The sequence below is a fragment of the Wolbachia endosymbiont (group B) of Limnophora tigrina genome, assembly GCF_964263235.1.
GTDB lineage: Bacteria > Pseudomonadota > Alphaproteobacteria > Rickettsiales > Anaplasmataceae > Wolbachia.
The window spans coordinates 814,326-831,929 of record NZ_OZ181655.1 but is presented as its reverse complement, the minus strand read 5'-3'; the positions used below and the strand labels follow the sequence as shown (position 1 = coordinate 831,929).

Annotated in this window: 15 protein-coding genes, 1 tRNA gene and 4 pseudogenes; 14 read left to right on the top strand and 6 right to left on the bottom strand. The window is 35.4% G+C overall.

The window, feature by feature from the left end; genetic code table 11:
- The first annotated feature begins 1 nt into the window (after nt 1).
- From ACE38O_RS04170 to ACE38O_RS04160, 3 genes are all read left to right on the top strand, one after another.
- Nucleotides 2-991 carry a M23 family metallopeptidase gene (locus ACE38O_RS04170; RefSeq protein ID WP_374698346.1) on the top strand — a complete coding sequence of 330 codons (990 nt, stop codon included), beginning with the start codon at nt 2-4 and terminating at the stop codon, nt 989-991.
- A gap of 7 nt (nt 992-998) precedes the next feature.
- On the top strand, nt 999-1,844 hold the full coding sequence (locus tag ACE38O_RS04165; RefSeq protein WP_374698345.1) for an SPFH domain-containing protein: 846 nt from the start codon (nt 999-1,001) through the stop codon (nt 1,842-1,844).
- Between the two features lie 63 nt (nt 1,845-1,907).
- Nucleotides 1,908-2,576, top strand: a complete 669-nt coding sequence (locus tag ACE38O_RS04160) for a thiamine diphosphokinase (protein ID WP_374698344.1) — start codon at nt 1,908-1,910, stop codon at nt 2,574-2,576.
- A gap of 23 nt (nt 2,577-2,599) precedes the next feature.
- On the opposite strand, the gene ACE38O_RS04155 is transcribed toward ACE38O_RS04160, so the two are convergent.
- A complete protein-coding gene (locus ACE38O_RS04155) occupies nt 2,600-3,682 on the bottom strand; it encodes a hypothetical protein (protein WP_374698343.1) in 1,083 nt (360 codons plus the stop codon).
- A gap of 126 nt (nt 3,683-3,808) precedes the next feature.
- Between ACE38O_RS04155 and ACE38O_RS04150 the strand changes: the two genes are divergently transcribed.
- The 3 genes from ACE38O_RS04150 (at nt 3,809) to lepA (ending at nt 8,175) form a co-directional block, all read left to right on the top strand.
- On the top strand, nt 3,809-5,212 hold the full coding sequence (locus tag ACE38O_RS04150) for a malonyl-CoA decarboxylase (protein ID WP_374698342.1): 1,404 nt from the start codon (nt 3,809-3,811) through the stop codon (nt 5,210-5,212).
- A gap of 85 nt (nt 5,213-5,297) precedes the next feature.
- A complete protein-coding gene (locus ACE38O_RS04145) occupies nt 5,298-6,350 on the top strand; it encodes a hypothetical protein (RefSeq protein WP_374698341.1) in 1,053 nt (350 codons plus the stop codon).
- 28 nt (nt 6,351-6,378) lie between these two features.
- Complete coding sequence (lepA, locus tag ACE38O_RS04140) at nt 6,379-8,175, top strand: translation elongation factor 4 (RefSeq protein ID WP_374698340.1); 1,797 nt, start codon at nt 6,379-6,381, stop codon at nt 8,173-8,175.
- Between the two features lie 42 nt (nt 8,176-8,217).
- On the opposite strand, the gene ACE38O_RS04135 is transcribed toward lepA, so the two are convergent.
- Both ACE38O_RS04135 and ACE38O_RS04130 read right to left on the bottom strand, forming a co-directional pair.
- Nucleotides 8,218-8,508: a hypothetical protein gene (locus ACE38O_RS04135; RefSeq protein WP_374698339.1), complete on the bottom strand. Its 291-nt coding sequence runs from the start codon at nt 8,506-8,508 to the stop codon at nt 8,218-8,220.
- Between the two features lie 96 nt (nt 8,509-8,604).
- Nucleotides 8,605-9,693: pseudogene (locus ACE38O_RS04130) on the bottom strand (IS481 family transposase).
- A gap of 191 nt (nt 9,694-9,884) precedes the next feature.
- Here ACE38O_RS04130 and ACE38O_RS04125 point away from each other — a divergent pair.
- From ACE38O_RS04125 to ACE38O_RS04105, 5 genes and pseudogenes are all read left to right on the top strand, one after another.
- Complete coding sequence (locus ACE38O_RS04125; RefSeq protein ID WP_374698338.1) at nt 9,885-10,916, top strand: YhcG family protein; 1,032 nt, start codon at nt 9,885-9,887, stop codon at nt 10,914-10,916.
- A 33-nt stretch (nt 10,917-10,949) separates the two neighbouring features.
- Nucleotides 10,950-11,195 carry a hypothetical protein gene (locus tag ACE38O_RS04120; RefSeq protein ID WP_374698337.1) on the top strand — a complete coding sequence of 82 codons (246 nt, stop codon included), beginning with the start codon at nt 10,950-10,952 and terminating at the stop codon, nt 11,193-11,195.
- 58 nt (nt 11,196-11,253) lie between these two features.
- Nucleotides 11,254-12,675 carry a phage portal protein gene (locus ACE38O_RS04115; RefSeq protein WP_374698336.1) on the top strand — a complete coding sequence of 474 codons (1,422 nt, stop codon included), beginning with the start codon at nt 11,254-11,256 and terminating at the stop codon, nt 12,673-12,675.
- Nucleotides 12,676-13,248: pseudogene (locus ACE38O_RS04110) on the top strand (S49 family peptidase); the annotation flags it as partial.
- A 74-nt stretch (nt 13,249-13,322) separates the two neighbouring features.
- A pseudogene (locus ACE38O_RS04105) lies at nt 13,323-14,411 on the top strand (IS481 family transposase).
- 34 nt (nt 14,412-14,445) lie between these two features.
- Here the strand turns inward: ACE38O_RS04105 and ACE38O_RS04100 are convergent.
- The 3 genes and pseudogenes from ACE38O_RS04100 to ACE38O_RS04090 all read right to left on the bottom strand — a co-directional run.
- Nucleotides 14,446-14,598: pseudogene (locus ACE38O_RS04100) on the bottom strand (exopolysaccharide biosynthesis protein); the annotation flags it as partial.
- A 166-nt stretch (nt 14,599-14,764) separates the two neighbouring features.
- Nucleotides 14,765-14,932 carry a twin-arginine translocase TatA/TatE family subunit gene (locus ACE38O_RS04095; protein ID WP_006013840.1) on the bottom strand — a complete coding sequence of 56 codons (168 nt, stop codon included), beginning with the start codon at nt 14,930-14,932 and terminating at the stop codon, nt 14,765-14,767.
- Nucleotides 14,933-15,105: 173 nt separating this feature from the next.
- Nucleotides 15,106-15,834 (bottom strand): ABC transporter ATP-binding protein, encoded by a 729-nt coding sequence (locus ACE38O_RS04090; protein ID WP_374698335.1) that lies wholly within the window; start codon nt 15,832-15,834, stop codon nt 15,106-15,108.
- Between the two features lie 148 nt (nt 15,835-15,982).
- On the opposite strand from ACE38O_RS04090, the gene ACE38O_RS04085 reads away from it, so the two are divergent.
- From ACE38O_RS04085 to rpsG, 3 genes are all read left to right on the top strand, one after another.
- A tRNA-Arg gene (locus tag ACE38O_RS04085) sits at nt 15,983-16,059 on the top strand.
- A 681-nt stretch (nt 16,060-16,740) separates the two neighbouring features.
- On the top strand, nt 16,741-17,115 hold the full coding sequence (gene rpsL, locus ACE38O_RS04080) for a 30S ribosomal protein S12 (RefSeq protein ID WP_374698334.1): 375 nt from the start codon (nt 16,741-16,743) through the stop codon (nt 17,113-17,115).
- 5 nt (nt 17,116-17,120) lie between these two features.
- On the top strand, nt 17,121-17,600 hold the full coding sequence (rpsG, locus tag ACE38O_RS04075; RefSeq protein ID WP_253307294.1) for a 30S ribosomal protein S7: 480 nt from the start codon (nt 17,121-17,123) through the stop codon (nt 17,598-17,600).
- Nucleotides 17,601-17,604: the final 4 nt, after the last annotated feature.

Below are 17,604 nucleotides of genomic sequence, written 5' to 3'. Positions count from 1 at the left end.
TATGAAATTGATCATATTTATACTGCTTTTTATCTTGCCGTTATATACCACTGAAGCATCAACAGATCTTGCAGTGCCGTTCCAGCACGTGATCAGGAAAAAAGAAGACATGGGTCCAAGTAGTCAAGCTACTTTGATGACAGAAAACAACGTAGGAAGCCTAATACACGATAGAAGGTTGTTATTTATATCAAGTAACATAAAATCTTCCTTTTTTGCCACAGGAATTGAGCAAGGGTTGGTACCAAATACAGTGATGAAATTAATCAACATATATAAAAATTTTGGTATAGATTTTAAAAGAGACATTGTACCAAGGAGTAAATTGGAAGTTCTTTTTGAGAGATCACTCAGTAATCAGAAGGCTGAAGAAAAAATTTTATATACTTCACTGACAATAAACAAAAAAGCTATTAGTTTATATCATTATAAATTACAAAACGGCAAAGAGGGGTATTTTAATAAAGAAGGGGTAAGCTTAAAAAATGGCGAAATTTTTATAAATCCTTTGAATGGAGATTATCGCATATCCTCAAAATTTGGCAGTAGAAAGCATCCTGTTCGCGGTAAAACTGCTTTTCACAAAGGAGTGGATTATGCAGCTAAGCTTGGCACTCCCATATACGCTGCTGCAGAGGGTGTGGTAGAATATATAGGAAAGAATGGTGGCTATGGAAATTACATCAAAATAAGACACAAAAATGGATATTCAACCTGCTACGCGCATATAAGTAAATTTAGTAGTAATGTGAAGTTAGATTCTAAAGTAAAGCAGGGACAGGTTATCGCTTATGTTGGTAGCACTGGTGTTGCAACAGGACCTCATTTACATTACGAAGTTATATATAACGATAAACATATTGATCCACTTACAATAGCACATAGAACTGAAGTAAAGTTGCTTGATCATGAATTAAGAGAGTTTAAACTATTTGTAAATAAGATAGATAAAACGGTCAATAGAAAGGGTTCAAGTGAAAAAGAAGTGTAAAGACAATATGGATAAGAATACGATAAACGATAGAAATTTAAGTCAACTCCGGGTTTTTCCTGTACTAATAATATTAGGATTAATTTTATCGGTACTTTCTGTAGCGTATGACAGTACAATTGCACTTGGAATTGCTACTGTTTCAATATTGGCTTTTTCTCAAGGGTTTTTCATCAATAATCCTAATGAAGCAAGAGTGATAGAATTTCTCGGTCATTACGTCGGTACTTATTTTAAATCAGGAATGTTTATCACAATCCCATTTACAAACAAACATGTCATTTCTCTAAAATTTCAGAATATCAATACAGAAAAAATTAAAGTGAATGATGCAAATGGAAGTCCAATAGAGATTTCAGCAGTAATTGTTTGGAGAGTGAGCAGTCCTGCAAAGGCATATTATAATGTTAATAATTATTATGAGTTTGTTTTTGTACAAAGCGATTCAGTAATAAGGGAATTGGCAAGCAATTATCCATATGACAGCGAAAGCGATGAGGAATCTTTACGCAAAAATTCTGATAAAATTTCAGACGAATTGCGGTCAATGTTGCAACAAAGATTAGATATTGCGGGAATTGAGATTACAGAAGCAAGGATATCGCATTTAGCATATTCATCTGAGATTGCACAGGTAATGCTGAGGCGTCAACAAGCACATGCTATCACCTCTGCAAGAAGGCATATAGTGCAAAACGCAATAGGAATTATCGAGGAAGTAATAGCTCATTTTGAAAAAAATAAAAGCATACAATTAGATGGTAAGCAAAAGGTTCAATTGATAAATAATTTGCTGGTTGCCCTGATCTCTGAGCAAGATGCACAACCAACGATTAGTTTGGATAATAATTAGAATAATTGCTAATATCAATATTCAAAAGTGTTATTACGATGCAAAATCTGCGCGAGACGCTTCATGATCATCTGTAGTGCACAACAACAATATCGTTCTATTGTGGTGTTAAATGGGGAAATACCTGATTCATCATTTTTTAAACAAGGTATACCTATTATTGCTGTGGATGGAGGGGCAAATCGGCTTGCATCAATTGGCGTACAACCTGATTTTGTGTTGGGGGATTTAGATAGTATAAATCCAAATTTACGTGCTAGTTTAAATACAATATATCTGCCTGATCAAGATTATTGCGATTTTTCTAAAGCCATAGCCCATTTAAAGATAGTGAAGTTACTGCCATCGATAATCACGGGTATTACTGGAGGAGCAATTGATCACATACTGCAGAATATTAACATCTTTCTAAGTACAGGCAGTATCTTTTACACGCCTTCACCTCCCATGGTAGGTTACACCTTACAAAAAGGTATTACCCATTTTTTTTCTTTGCCAAAAAATACTAAAATATCTTTACTTGGTGTACCCAAAGCACAAGTATCAACTAAAGGGTTAAAGTGGGAACTATGTCTTAATAAACTTGCCTTTCCGGGAAAGAATTCTTGCTTTAATCGAAGTTTAGACAGTAAGGTATCTATAGAAGTACATAGTGGTATATGTCTAGCAATGATTTATTTAGAAGCAGTAGATGACGCTGGAGTGTGTAAAGAATCATACACATCAAATTAAGAAGTGAAAGTTAGAAGGGTTAGCTACAATCCTCGACCACCATGAACATGCTCATTCTCATTGACATGAACAGGAGGTTTGACACTTTCTAGATGGCTATTTACTTTCAGTGGATTCTCTAAATTATGCTTTATTTGTGTTTCTGTTTCGAATTTAAATCCTAACTGTTCGCAGAATTTTTGGAAATGTTCTTTGATAATATCAAACAAGCTCTTACCACCCTCTTGGTAGTTTTTTAGCTCTTCAGGAGCAGTAAGTGATAATTTGCCATCTTTATATGTTACACCATCTTTACCGTCTTGAGATTCAAGTGTGAATTCCAGTGAGCTGGATAGATCACATATTTTTTCTTCTGGATTGTCAAATGTGGTTATAGGTATTGCCATATCGGACTTCACTTTTATATGATTGTGGTCAATACAGTAAATGTTTAGCGCTTTTTTAGGATTGTGTGGAGTTAAGCTACAACTACTGAGTGCAGCGTGATACTCGTTAAATATACCAGCCCCATACCCTGCTTGATTACAATTAGTAATTAGCTCTTCTAAAATGGGGTCACTTGGAACTTCTGCTCCGGCATATTCAAACATTTCCTTAAAAATTTCTTTTGCAAATGGGCGATAATTTTTGTTTTCGTCTCCTTTTTTTGGTAATAGATGATTATACTCCTTTCCTATATTGTAAAATTTTTCAAACTCTTTTTTGTATAAATCAGTTTTTTGGTGATCAGCAGTGTTAGGATTATTGCAGTGGTCATCCCAAATTTTAGGTAATCTATTCTGATCAAGCTCTTTCAACACTGAATCAATAAAAGCTCTACCCTGCTCCGTATCTATTTCTCTTTCTTTTCCACTCTCGGGATTATAGATGTCACCTCTACTAAAAAGTTCGCTTTTATAATCCTTAGCTCCTTCTTTCAGCGCAATAATAAAATTTTTATCTATTTCTTTTCCATTGATAACAAAATTCATCCTTTGAAAATCTAAGTACATTGTTTCACCAGAATTCGCTAGGGAATTGTTTTTATCAGCTCTTAATTTACTAAAATCAAACTCTTTAGCTTGAGCATTCAATGTAGCTATTGGATTTTTCTTTACCTCTGCCATAGTTGTTTTCCATTAACACCTTAAAATTAATTGTATTACTAAATTATTAATAATTCGGTAATAATGCCTGCTATGTAGACTAAGATTTTTCTTTAGCTTAATATAGATATACGGTAAAAGGAATCTATGACAAAAGAATCATTAGCAAAAACCGACGTAGTGAAAGTTGAAGATAAGAAAGCAGTAAAAGGCTTTTTTAAGATACTAGGTGGAGTGGCAGATGCTGTAAGATCGTGGATTGGTAATATTGGCCCCGATTTAAGCAACAGTCGCGATATCGATAGTTTAGTCTTAAAAATGAACGAGTGCTTAAACCCAAAGGGAGGGGAGGTCTCAGCACGTAAGAACACTGTATCTCTTGGTAATCTGTACTTAAGTTTATCAGAGAAAGGTAAAATAAAGTTTCTGCAAACCCTGGCAGAAAAATTTAATCCGAATAAAACGGAAATAGATGAGAAAATTAAAGAATATGAGGAGAGTCAGAATCCTGAGTTAAACTATAAATTTGAACAAGATTTGATAAAAATCCTTGAATCGCCACGTTCTAAAATACTGAAACAGTTTATTTCTTTACCAGAAGGCCTCAAATTTATTGTTGATATGCGTTCTGACGTGCTCAAGTTAAAAAATCAATATAGAAGTCTAAATCCACTAGAAAACGAGTTAAAAAATATACTCTGTAATTGGGTTGATGTTGATCTGTTGGATCTTCGTCAAATCACCTGGGATTCACCTGCATCATTGCTAGAAAAACTTATAAAATATGAAGCTGTGCATAAAATTTCTTCGTGGGGTGACCTAAAAAACAGGCTAGATTCTGATCGTCTATGTTTTGCTTTTTTTCATTACAAAATACCAAACGAACCTCTAATTTTTGTAGAGGTTGCATTGGTGAATAAGATTGCAGATAGCATTCAACACCTTTTAGATGAGTCAGTGCCTTCAAGTGATCCAAGTAATGCAAACACTGCTATATTCTATTCTATATCAAACACTCAAGCAGGGTTATCTGGAATCAGCCTTGGTAATTTTTTGATCAAAAGGGTTGTAGAAAAGCTATCGCAAGAGTTTAAAAGTATAAAAACATACGCAACTCTTTCTCCAATACCTGGCTTTACGAAATGGCTAAAAAACAATCTAAACCAAGATGTCACTTTATTGGGCAAACTAAATATAAAACAATCTAGTGCAGAAATTTTAGAAAGTGCAGAGCAATTAAAAATTAACGTTGAATGTGAAAGTAGAGTTAAACAGTGCTTGCTTAAGCTATGTGCATATTATTTACTAAAAGTGAATAATAGCAATGGAAATGCTTATGATCCAGTAGCACATTTTCATTTGAGCAATGGTGCATCAATAAAACAATTGAACTGGATGGCGGATACCTCTGAAAAGGGTGTGAGCCAGTCTGCTGGTATAATGGTGAACTACCTATATGAATTAACTAAAATAGATAACAATCATGAAAACTATATGGTTAATAAAGTGATTTCCTGCTCAAAAAAAGTGTCGTCTATGTTGAAGGAGTAATAGGAAATGTGTTAAATAAGTGCTATCATTTCCTGATATTTATGGATATAATTATAATGTTAGGTAATTTAATAAGGGGAAGTATATGGCTTTAGAAAAGCTCAAGGCAATAAAACAAAAAATACAAGATATAGTAGCAAATAAAAAACTACAGGGTGTCCTTATGGATCCTGAAGAAATAAAGCTAATTAATGGTTATATTAATATTAAGCAAAATGGAACAGGCCAAGGCTTGAAAAAAGAGGAATTAGATGAATTGAAAACTATTTATAAAGGGCTTAATGTAATATTTACTAACATTTCTATTGATTGGGATAGCAATAAGAATAGCTTGAGTAACGAACAAATTAATGTAAATCATGAAAACTTAGAATTAATTTTTAAAATAGTAACTTTAATCAAAAAATTAGATGAAAAATTGTCTGATAAAATTATCAGTGCTGATGAAACCATATTACCTGATGACATCACATCACTTCAGAAAAAAATGAAAGAAGCGCTAGAAAAAATGCCACAGCAGCAATTGCCACAAAGTGCAACGAACCAAGGTCAAGGTAATGATGTAAACGAATATCCTGATGATACTAATAAAAAAGAATACTGTGAGTTAGAAAAAAAAGCTAAAGAAAAGTTTAAAGAGTACATAGAAAATAGTACTATTGATGAAGTATTAATTGGAAGGTATGAGAATGGTGATCTGTATGCAATAATTAAACTACAAGATAATAATAATGAAAACACGAGTATTAAAATAAGTGAGTTTTTAAATAGCAAATTCTGTACAGAAAACAACATTACTGGTTTCTTAATATTAAATAACAATCAAGAAAAAATTATCAGTGGCTATGTAGATAATAAAGTAAGGCACTACGATTTAAGTGCCATAGCTCGATATGGAATACAGTTTAATTGGTATGTAGGTGGAAAAAAATGTAGCATTACATTAAGTGCTAATAGCGATGGCAGTATTAAAATAGTGGGTGATGAACCAGCCGGTGAAGATTTGGAAAAATATAAAGATGTAAAGATTCAAGTTAATGGCAACTACTTGAGTCTTGCTGATGCGGTAGAGAGTAGTAAATTGAGTCAACCAGTAGCTGATCAAGCTTTGCCTCAAGAAATGATCAGTCTCCCTTAATGGTTCTACTTAAATAAAATAGCCATCAATGGACAACATAAGGAATTTTGCAATAATAGCGCATATAGACCACGGTAAGTCAACGCTTGCTGACCGTTTAATAGAGAAATGTAACGGCCTTGAAGCAAGAGAAATGACCAATCAAATACTCGATTCAATGGATATAGAACGTGAACGTGGGATTACAATTAAAGCACAAACGGTAAAACTCAATTATACAGCAAACGATGGTAATCAATATTGCCTAAATCTCATGGACACTCCAGGTCATGTTGACTTTTCGTATGAAGTAAGTCGAAGTTTAGCAGCGTGTGAAGGCTCACTTTTAGTGGTAGATAGCAGTCAAGGTGTTGAAGCTCAGACTCTTGCAAATGTATACAAGGCAATTGACAACAATCATGAAATAATAGTTGTACTCAATAAAGTTGATCTCCCTGCTGCAGATCCAGAAAAGGTAAAACTCCAGGTTGAGGAAGTAATTGGCATTGACGCAAGTGAGTCAGTTTTAATATCAGCCAAGACTGGTCTTGGAATAAGGGATGTATTAGAAGCTATAGTGACAAAACTTCCAGCTCCTCAAGGTGATGTAAATGCTCCACTAAAGGCAATTTTAGTTGATAGTTGGTATGACACTTATTTGGGAGTAGTAATTTTAGTACGAATTAAAAATGGAGTGCTAAAAAAGGGCATGAAGATTGTTATGATGTCTAATAACTCTACATACCAAGTGGACAATATCGGTATTTTTACTCCTAAAAAAGTAATGACAGGTGAACTCTCAGCAGGTGAAGTTGGTTTTATTACCGCTTCAATGAAGGAAGTGGCAGACTGCAAAGTAGGGGATACTATCACTGAGGAAAAAAGACCTTGCAGCGAAGCATTACCGGGATTTAAAGAAGTGCACCCTGTGGTATTTTGTAGTATTTTTCCTAATAAAACGGACGACTTTAAATATTTGAGAGAAGCGCTGGAAAAATTACATTTAAATGATGCAAGTTTTACTTTTGAAGCTGAAACTTCAAATGCACTCGGCTATGGATTTCGTTGCGGTTTTTTGGGAATGCTGCATCTTGAAGTTATTCAAGAGAGGCTCGAAAGAGAGTTTGACTTGGACCTAACAGCAACTGCACCGAGTGTTATATATAGAGTTACAACACGAAGCGGCGAAATTCTAAATATTCATAATCCAAGTGATATGCCAGATCCAACAAAGATTGAAATGGTGGAAGAACCATGGATTACTGCAACCATAATGGTCCCTGACCAATATTTAGGTGAGATTCTATCATTATGTGAAGAGAGGAGGGGAGAACAGGAAGATTTATCTTACATTGGTAACACAACAACAGCATTGTTAAGATATAAGTTACCACTGTCTGAAGTTGTTTTTGACTTTTATGATCGATTAAAATCAATTTCCAAGGGGTATGCAAGTTTGGATTGGGAAATTTCCAGTTACCGGGAAAGTCAAATAGATAAATTAAGTTTTTTAATTAATGCAGAGCCTGTAGATGCACTGGCTTGTATCGCTCACAAAAGTAGGGCAGAAAAAAGAGGACGTGAAATATGTGCACGCTTGAAGGATCTAATACCACGTCAGCAATATAAAATCGCGATTCAAGCGGCAGCGGGAGGCAAAATTATTGCCAGAGAAACGATTAACCCGTACAGAAAAGATGTAACAGCTAAACTCTATGGTGGAGATGTAACGCGAAGAATGAAGCTGCTAGAAAAACAAAAGAAAGGTAAGAAAAGGTTGCATTCTATAGGAAACGTAAATATTCCACAGAATGCTTTTATTCAAGCTTTGAAGATAAGTGATTGATGTATGTAGGTGTATAGTCCCAGTGTCAGCTACTTGGATGACTTAAAGAGTAGGAGTTATTTGATGACAAAAAAACTCAGGCGTCATTCCAGCGTGTGATGCTGGAATCCTGATACAATGGTGAACATTTTTTTGCCTTTCCAGAGTGAGTTCTTTTAATCGAAACACTATATGTACGTTATCGTCATCAATTTCAATGCGTTGAGCTAATTTTCTAATTATATCAAGTTTAGTCTCCCAATCTGCTTGATCAAGTTCTAATTCAACCTCAGAGGAAAAACTTTCTACACTACTTATGATAAAATCTAATTCCTTTAAGTAAAAAGCCGTCATTCAACAGCAATTACAGTGTGTCTAGTGAAATATATATCTGATAAGGTAATTTCTTATTGCACTGTAAAAGACAAGATTTAATGTGACAGACAAGAATTAACTGACAGAAGAATTGAGGTAGTCAAAACTAATATCAGGCTCTTGTTTAATGCTACTAATGTTTTTCTGAAAAGCAATATATTTACTATCAAAAAACGTTTGCATAGGTGTTTTGCCATAGCAATACTTACCCGAGTGAGGCCTTGTCTCATTATAAGAACGCAACCAATAATCAACATCAATCTGTAGATCTTCCAAAGAATTGTAGATTTTCTTTCTAAAGATAATATTGTAACACTCATCTTGCATGGTTCTATGAAATCTTTCACATATGCCATTGGTTTGTGGAGAGTTGGCTTTGGTTCTAGAATGATCGATATTTTCGATTCCCAAATATAACTGATAAGCGTGATTTTCTGGCTTGCCACAATACTCTGTACCCCTATCAGTTAGAATGTGTAATAATGGAATTTTCTGCTCATCAAAAAATGGAATAACTCTATCGTTGAGGAGGTCTGCAGCTGTAATAGCTGTTCTGTCCGTGTAAAGTTTAACCATTGCAACTCTCGAATAAGTATCAACAAAAGTCTGCTGATAAATTAGCCCTATACCTTTGATATTGCCCACATAATAGGTATCTTGAGAACCCAAATAACCTGGATGTTGTGTCTCAATTTCACCATGAGCTTCCCTTTGTTCTTTAACTTTTTCTAAAGCTGTAAGTTGTTCTTCAGTTAAAATGATTCCTTCTTAAGCTACTTTTGTCTCTAGCGCTTTAAGTCTCTTTTTGAGAGTTTCAAGGTCATTTCTTAGCCATACAGACCTTACTCCTCCCTGAGAAATTATTATACCTCTTTTTCTCAGTTCATTTGCAGCTCTTTCTTGCCCATATGCTGGAAATTCTGTTGCTATACCAATCACTGCTCTTTCTATATCGTCGGAAACTCTGTTCGCTAATAGCGGTTTTTTCTTACTTATTTCATGTAATGCTTCCTCTCCTCCATTTTCATATAACTCCTTAAACCGATAAAATGTATCTCTTGAGTATCCCATCACTTTGCATGCTTGAGATACATTTCCTAGTTGTTTTGCTAGCTCTAATAACCCTAGCTTTGGTTTTAGTATTTTTGTTTGTATTGTACTCATTTCTAACACTCCTTTCTTTTATTATTTTATAACTTACTTATTTTAAGTGTCAGATCAAGTCCTATTTAATACAGTTTAAGGCAACGCATTAAATCTGAATTGAAAATTGCAGGTGTGAAGCCGAAGAGAAAGATTGTTATTTCGACGGATAAAGGGATCATATAATGATAAAAATCGTTAAGAGGAATCCTATGACAAAAATTATAGCAAAAGAGTATACAGAATTTTTAGAGCAGTTGAAGGATCGTATTGCCACTAGTCGTTATAAAGCAGCCAGAACAGTAAATAAAGAACTGCTAATACTTTATCATTATATTGGGACACAGATTCTAGAAAAACAAAAGAATCAGGGCTGGGGAGCCAAGGTAATTGAACAATTAAGCAAAGATTTAAAGGTTGAACTTCCTGAAATGAAGGGTTTTGGTATTGCTAACTTGCATAATATGAGGCGTTTTGCAGAGCTTTATCCTAATCCTGAATTTCTACAGCAAGCTGCTATAGAATTACCATGGTATCATCATGTTGTTCTAATGAATCAAGTGAAGGAGCACGAAGCGAGGCTTTTTTATATGCAAAATGCTTCAGAATATGGTTGGTCTCGCTCTATTCTGATGCACCAAATAGAGCTTGGTCTTCATAAACGTCAAGGTAAAGCAGTTACAAATTTTAAAGAAAAATTGCCTTCGCCAACATCAGACTTAGCAAATCAAACTCTCAAGGATCCATACATTTTTGATTTTTTAAGCATAGGCAAGGATGCTCATGAAAGAGAAATAGAGAAAGGACTAGTAGCACATATTGAGAAATTCCTTATGGAACTTGGAGCAGGCTTTTCTTTTGTTGGACGCCAATATCATTTAACGGTAAGGAGAAAGGATTACTATTTGGATCTCCTGTTTTATCACTTAAAGCTCAGGTGTTTTGTAGTAATAGAAATTAAAGCAGTTGAATTTGAACCTGAACACTCTGGTAAGATGAATTTTTACTTATCAATTGTTGATGACTTTCTAAAACATCCAACAGACAATCCTTCAATTGGTTTAGTTTTATGCAAATCTAAAGATAACGTACTTGCTGAATATGCACTCCGAGACATGACCAAACCAATAGGATTAGCGGAATATCGAATAACTGAAAACTTACCAGAGGAGATAAAAACGGCTTTGCCAACAATAGAAGAATTAGAAGCTGAATTATCAAAAGTTTCAGATGGAGAAAGTTAATATCAGATTTCAACAAGTAAAGGAGTAAGTAAAATGGCTCAAAATCAACTAAGTGTTAATGTAAGTTTTGAAAATGAATTGGCGCAATATCTCAAGGATATAGCAGAGATCGACAACAAAAGTGTAGCAGAAGTTTTAGTAAGTCTGGTAAGAGAAGCACTAGAAGAAGATATAGAACTGTCAAAAATTGCCGCAGAACGTGATGTTGATGGTGCGGAAGTAATTAGAGCTGAGGATGTAGATTGGGATAAAATATTATCTGCAGAAGATGTGAACTGAAATACAACTACCGTAATTTAAAATGGTGCAGCAACCCGTTGCACAATGAGGAGGCTAAGTGTTACTCAAATCATTCAAGCAATTATTCCACAAATCACCAAAACCAAAAAGCTCAGCCTGGGACGCAGCCGGATCTGGCCGAAGAGTAATGTATTGGCAAGGAGAATCAGGAAGTATAAACAATTTGCTGTCTCACAGCCTTGAACACCTGCGTAGTCGATCTCGAGACATGGTAAGAAAAAACCCGTATGCAGCAAATATCGTAGATGCGATAGTGAGTAACTGCGTTGGCACAGGAATAAAGCCGCAATCAAAAGCAAGGGATGCAAAATTTCGGAAAAAAGTGCAAGAGTTATGGCTGAGATGGACAGATGAAGCAGACAGTAGCGGAGCAAGTGATTTTTATGGGCTGCAGGCATTGGTCTGTAGAAGTATGATAGAAGGCGGCGAGTGCTTTGTAAGGCTCCGAACAAGAAAATCTGGAGATGGTCTTTGTGTACCTTTGCAACTGCAAGTACTTGAATCAGAGCATTTAGATAATAAGAGTAATCAAACGCTTAGCAATGGTAATGTCATAAGAAACGGCATTGAATTTAACCGACTGGGACAAAGAGAAGCGTATTACCTTTTTCGAGAGCACCCTGGTGAAGGATCATTCGGAGAATCAGTGAGAGTGCCAGCAAATGATGTTTTGCATATCTATAGACCACTGAGACCTGGGCAAATTCGAGGAATACCATGGCTTTCTACAGTACTACTAAAACTCTACGAACTTGATCAATATGACGATGCGGAATTAGTGAGAAAAAAGACTGCGGCGATGTTTGCGGGATTTATTACCAGACTTGATCCTGAAGCGAACATCATGGGAGAAGGTGAGAGTAATGAGCATGGAGTAGCACTATCAGGTTTAGAGCCAGGGACTATGCAACTGCTTGATCCTGGTGAGGATATTAAGTTCTCTGAACCATCAGATGTTGGAGGAAGTTATAAAGCATTCATGAAACAGCAGCTCAGAGCAATAGCAGTAGGAATGGGAATAACGTATGAGCAGCTAACAGGAGATCTGAGCGGTGTTAATTATTCATCGATAAGAGCAGGGTTAATAGAGTTTCGCCGGAGGTGTGCAATGTTACAGCATAACGTGGTAGTATTTCAGTTTTGCCGGCCAGTATGGAATAGGTGGCTAGAATTAGCACTACTCTCTGGAGAGCTGGATATAGGAGAAGAATGGACAAAAAAAGGGGCAAAAGAAGTAAAATGGATAGCGCAAGGGTTTGATTGGGTGGATCCACTAAAAGACCAGCAAGCACAGCAAATGGCAGTAAGAAATGGGTTTAAGAGCAGGTCAGAAGTAGTATCAGAACTAGGTTACGATATAGAAGAAATCGACCAAGAAATCGCAGAAGATCAAAGGCGTTCAAGTGAACTGGGCTTAAGTTTTGATTCCGACGTAAATACTAATACTGAGATAATATAAATGACTTGGATTAACAAACCAATGATGATAGAGCAAAGAAGTTTTGATCTATTGTCATTAAATGCAGAAAAGCATCCTACGTTTAAAAACATCAAACACACTGCAGGAAACAACGTAGAAAAAATAGCAATAATACCGATACATGGAATTTTAACCAAGAAACCAGGAGCTTTTGATGACATGTTAGGTATGACATCATATGAGAAGATACATGAGCAAATAGAGAAAGCTTTAGTGGATGAAAAAGTTGAGACGATACTTTTAGATATAGACAGCCCCGGAGGGGAAGTAAGCGGTATTTTTGACCTGGCTGATTTTATTTATGAGGCAAGAAAGTTGGAAAAGAAAAAGATCGTAGCGATAGCAAATGATGATGCATATTCTGCAGCGTATGCAATAGCGTCAAGTGCTGAAAAAGTATTGGTAACGAGAACATCCGGAGTAGGAAGCATAGGAGTAATAGCAAGTCACATTGATCAAAGCGCTTTTGATCAAAGCCAAGGTATAAAATACACAACAGTATTTGCAGGAAGTCGAAAAAACGATTTGAATCCGCATGAGCCAATAACATCGATGTATTAAATAGGACTTGATCTGACACTTAAAATAAGTAAGTTATAAAATAATAAAAGAAAGGAGTGTTAGAAATGAGTACAATACAAACAAAAATACTAAAACCAAAGCTAGGGTTATTAGAGCTAGCAAAACAACTAGGAAATGTATCTCAAGCATGCAAAGTGATGGGATACTCAAGAGATACATTTTATCGGTTTAAGGAGTTATATGAAAATGGAGGAGAGGAAGCATTACATGAAATAAGTAAGAAAAAACCGCTATTAGCGAACAGAGTTTCCGACGATATAGAAAGAGCAGTGATTGGTATAGCAACAGAATTTCCAGCATATGGGCAAGAAAGAGCTGCAAATGAACTGAGAAAAAGAGGTATAATAATTTCTCAGGGAGGAGTAAGGTCTGTATGGCTAAGAAATGACCTTGAAACTCTCAAAAAGAGACTTAAAGCGCTAGAGACAAAAGTAGCTTAAGAAGGAATCATTTTAACTGAAGAACAACTTACAGCTTTAGAAAAAGTTAAAGAACAAAGGGAAGCTCATGGTGAAATTGAGACACAACATCCAGGTTATTTGGGTTCTCAAGATACCTATTATGTGGGCAATATCAAAGGTATAGGGCTAATTTATCAGCAGACTTTTGTTGATACTTATTCGAGAGTTGCAATGGTTAAACTTTACACGGACAGAACAGCTATTACAGCTGCAGACCTCCTCAACGATAGAGTTATTCCATTTTTTGATGAGCAGAAAATTCCATTATTACGCATTCTAACTGATAGGGGTACAGAGTATTGTGGCAAGCCAGAAAATCACGCTTATCAGTTATATTTGGGAATCGAAAATATCGATCATTCTAGAACCAAAGCCAACTCTCCACAAACCAATGGCATATGTGAAAGATTTCATAGAACCATGCAAGATGAGTGTTACAATATTATCTTTAGAAAGAAAATCTACAATTCTTTGGAAGATCTACAGATTGATGTTGATTATTGGTTGCGTTCTTATAATGAGACAAGGCCTCACTCGGGTAAGTATTGCTATGGCAAAACACCTATGCAAACGTTTTTTGATAGTAAATATATTGCTTTTCAGAAAAACATTAGTAGCATTAAACAAGAGCCTGATATTAGTTTTGACTACCTCAATTCTTCTGTCAGTTAATTCTTGTCTGTCACATTAAATCTTGTCTTTTACAGATTATTAAAATACCAAAACCGCGCTCATGCAAAGCTGTTTTAATGTCAAACAAAGTTACTTTATCGCTATCATTGTTATTGGTATCTGCAACCTCTTTTAGAATATCAGAAGCTAGTTTTTTATCTTTAGTTAGTTTCTCACTTTTTTGCACAATTATCCTTTAATAAAATATTCCTCCTAAGCTAACATAGTTGTTGCTGTATTTCAATATTTGTTATTTATTTCATACCAACACTTCATCTCTTTCATTTTTTAACCTGACTAAGTTTTTAAACAGATGACATGCACTAAGGTGCATGTCACGAAGTATGAGGACGCTAACGATCTGGTTCATTAGACGATAATTTTTCTGAGTCCTTAAGCTCCTGTTTAAGGTTTTTGATGCCTTTTCCTAAATCACCCATAACTTGCGGTAATCTGCCTGCACCAAACAGAACTAAAATTATTATTAAGACTAGAAACAATTGCCATGGTCCTAAACTCATTTTCACCTCCATTTAAAATATTGACCTTTAAATATTAAAACTTGACTGAAGTCAAGTAACACATAGATTATATCACCTTTATTTAATTATAAATCAAGGTTTTTTAATTATTTTATAACAATTCCAAACTAGATTGTTTTCTTGCAGCGAATAAGTGGAAACTTTTCGCTTAACTATAGAGTAGAAGAGAGCTCTCTAAAAAACTTTGCTAGCGTATCATCTTGAGGCCTGTGATATATATCACTAGAAACTCCTGATTGAATAATCCTACCATTTTTCATTACGTAGATAAAATCTGCAACTTTCAATGCTTCTTGCGGGTCATGAGTTACCATTAGTACAGGGATATTTTTACTTCTAAAAAGGGACAATATATGTTGTCTTATTCGGCACTTGAGCAGTATATCTAAATTAGAAAATGGTTCATCTAGTAACACAACATCAGGGTTTTGTGCCATCACTCTTGCTATTGCAACTAATTGTTGCTGCCCTCCTGATAAAGCGTTAGGGTACATATTTTCATATTTTTCTATATTGAGTAACTTCAAGATTTCCAATGCAATTAGGTGCTTTTCTTTCTTGGAAGAGCTGCGGATAGCAAAGGTTATATTTTCTACTACTGTTTTGTGAGGAAATAATGCAGAATGCTGAAAAATCAATCCGATATTTCTATGCTCTATAGCGACTGATGCCTTATTGCTTGCAACTAACCTATCATTTATAAAAATAGTTCCAGATTTCGGATTTTCTATCCCTGCAATTAATTTCAAAATTGTTGACTTGCCACAGCCAGAATGCCCCAATAAACATGCAACACTTCCTTTTTTTACTTTAATGTTTATATTGCTTAAAGCAAAGTCGTCTTGATTGTTATAGAAATAACCAATGTTGTTAACTAGCATTAATCTTACTTAAACCATGTTATTAAATATAATAGCATTATACTCAAGAAGTACAGAAATGTTTCTTGTTGTCATAAATTGGTTATGCAAGAAATCTAGAAAAGAGAAGGATTTTTTGCTATAACTTTACATAAATGGTAGGAAACACGGGACTATAGATCAGCAGGATAGAGCGTTGGACTCCTAATCCGAAGGTCGTGCGTTCGAATCGCACTAGTCCCACCACATTGCTTCACAAATTTCATGGAGATTTTTTTTCACAAATACACACACCTATTCCAGTGTCAAGCACTGGAATGACAAGTTCTTGGCAACCCCTACGTCATACCGCGATTCATTCGCGGTATCTCTTAGCATAGATCCCGCTAACACGTAGCGGGATACTTGACCTTTACAGGGATGACGGTTGTCGTTTAGTTATAAATATTTAAGAAATTTACTAAACGAAAAAAAGGCAAAAGAAGCCCCATGGTGCGAGTTTTGACCCTATAATAATTTAAACTGGCGCTGTAATAATGTGCTAACGCTTAAAATAAGCGAGATTTGGCTGAATGTAGAAAAAATTTAAAAGACATGCAGCCGCTATAATTTTATGTAATCCGCCAAAAAATACCCTAAGTTTTTTACTGAATTTTGTCATTGAGCCTGCAGGTCAAAAACAAGTTTTGAGTCACAAATACCCTTATTGTCATAATAAGGGGGCTGGCGGAGTTTGTCAAGGAAGTTTTTCGTTTCCACTGAATGACAATTGTGGCTTGGGAGGTAGTGCAAGAAGTCTACTGATGGCTTTCAAAGCAGTTGAGCTTAATTATTAGAGTAGTAATGTTTATTTTTATATTGACTATTGAGGTTTATTATTTTATAACTAAAAACTTAGTTATTTTAATGAGCTTGAGTTTATAACATATGCCTACGATAAATCAATTAATACGTAAAGGTAGATTAGGATTGACCCATAAGAAAAAGGTACCAGCTTTGGGAGAAAGCAACCCTCAAAGGAGGGGTGTTTGCACTAAGGTGTATACTACAACTCCTAGGAAGCCTAACTCAGCACTCCGTAAAGTAGCCAGAGTAAAAATTAGTGGGTATGGTGAAGTGACAGCTTATATACCTGGTGAAGGTCATAATTTACAAGAGCATTCTGTTGTTTTGATACGTGGTGGGCGGGTTAAAGATTTGCCAGGTGTGCGTTATCACATAATAAGAGGTGCCCTTGATCTGCATGGTGTGCAAAATCGAAAGAAAGCTCGTTCAAAATATGGTGTAAAGAAATCTGGTTAAAGTTTATGGCTCGTCGGAATAAAGCAAAAAAAAGAGAAATAAGTCCTGATTCGCGTTATGGCAGTGTTTTGCTGATGCGTTTCATTAATACAATCATGAAATGTGGTAAAAAATCTACTGCAGAAAAGATTATCTATGACGCTTTGTCTTTAGCTGAAAAGAAAATAGGCGAAGGTGGGTTATCAATTTTTGAAACAGCGGTAGGAAATGTTACTCCTTCTATAGAAGTGCGTTCTCGACGCATTGGTGGTGCAACTTATCAAGTACCTGTTGAAGTTCGACAAGATAGAGCGATTTCTTTAGCGTTAAGGTGGATTGCTAAAGCAACTTCTGCTGCTCGAAAAAAGAGTGGAAAAACCACTGTTGATTGTTTGCAATCTGAAATACTGGATGCTTATAATAAACGCGGTGGTGCGTTTAAGATGTGCGAAGAAAAATATAAAATGGCTGAGGCTAATAAGGCATTTTCTCATCTTCGTTTTTAATGGT

Excerpts from the sequence above, each read along its gene's own strand:
- ACE38O_RS04170 (WP_374698346.1), top strand. The coding sequence starts at position 2 with ATGAAATTGATCATATTTATACTGCTTTTTATCTTGCCGTTATATACC.
- ACE38O_RS04165 (WP_374698345.1), top strand. The coding sequence starts at position 999 with ATGGATAAGAATACGATAAACGATAGAAATTTAAGTCAACTCCGGGTT.
- ACE38O_RS04160 (WP_374698344.1), top strand. The coding sequence starts at position 1,908 with ATGATCATCTGTAGTGCACAACAACAATATCGTTCTATTGTGGTGTTA.
- ACE38O_RS04155 (WP_374698343.1), bottom strand. The coding sequence starts at position 3,682 with ATGGCAGAGGTAAAGAAAAATCCAATAGCTACATTGAATGCTCAAGCT.
- ACE38O_RS04150 (WP_374698342.1), top strand. The coding sequence starts at position 3,809 with ATGACAAAAGAATCATTAGCAAAAACCGACGTAGTGAAAGTTGAAGAT.
- ACE38O_RS04145 (WP_374698341.1), top strand. The coding sequence starts at position 5,298 with ATGGCTTTAGAAAAGCTCAAGGCAATAAAACAAAAAATACAAGATATA.
- lepA (WP_374698340.1), top strand. The coding sequence starts at position 6,379 with ATGGACAACATAAGGAATTTTGCAATAATAGCGCATATAGACCACGGT.
- ACE38O_RS04135 (WP_374698339.1), bottom strand. The coding sequence starts at position 8,508 with ATGACGGCTTTTTACTTAAAGGAATTAGATTTTATCATAAGTAGTGTA.
- ACE38O_RS04125 (WP_374698338.1), top strand. The coding sequence starts at position 9,885 with ATGACAAAAATTATAGCAAAAGAGTATACAGAATTTTTAGAGCAGTTG.
- ACE38O_RS04120 (WP_374698337.1), top strand. The coding sequence starts at position 10,950 with ATGGCTCAAAATCAACTAAGTGTTAATGTAAGTTTTGAAAATGAATTG.
- ACE38O_RS04095 (WP_006013840.1), bottom strand. The coding sequence starts at position 14,932 with ATGAGTTTAGGACCATGGCAATTGTTTCTAGTCTTAATAATAATTTTA.
- ACE38O_RS04090 (WP_374698335.1), bottom strand. The coding sequence starts at position 15,834 with ATGCTAGTTAACAACATTGGTTATTTCTATAACAATCAAGACGACTTT.
- rpsL (WP_374698334.1), top strand. The coding sequence starts at position 16,741 with ATGCCTACGATAAATCAATTAATACGTAAAGGTAGATTAGGATTGACC.
- rpsG (WP_253307294.1), top strand. The coding sequence starts at position 17,121 with ATGGCTCGTCGGAATAAAGCAAAAAAAAGAGAAATAAGTCCTGATTCG.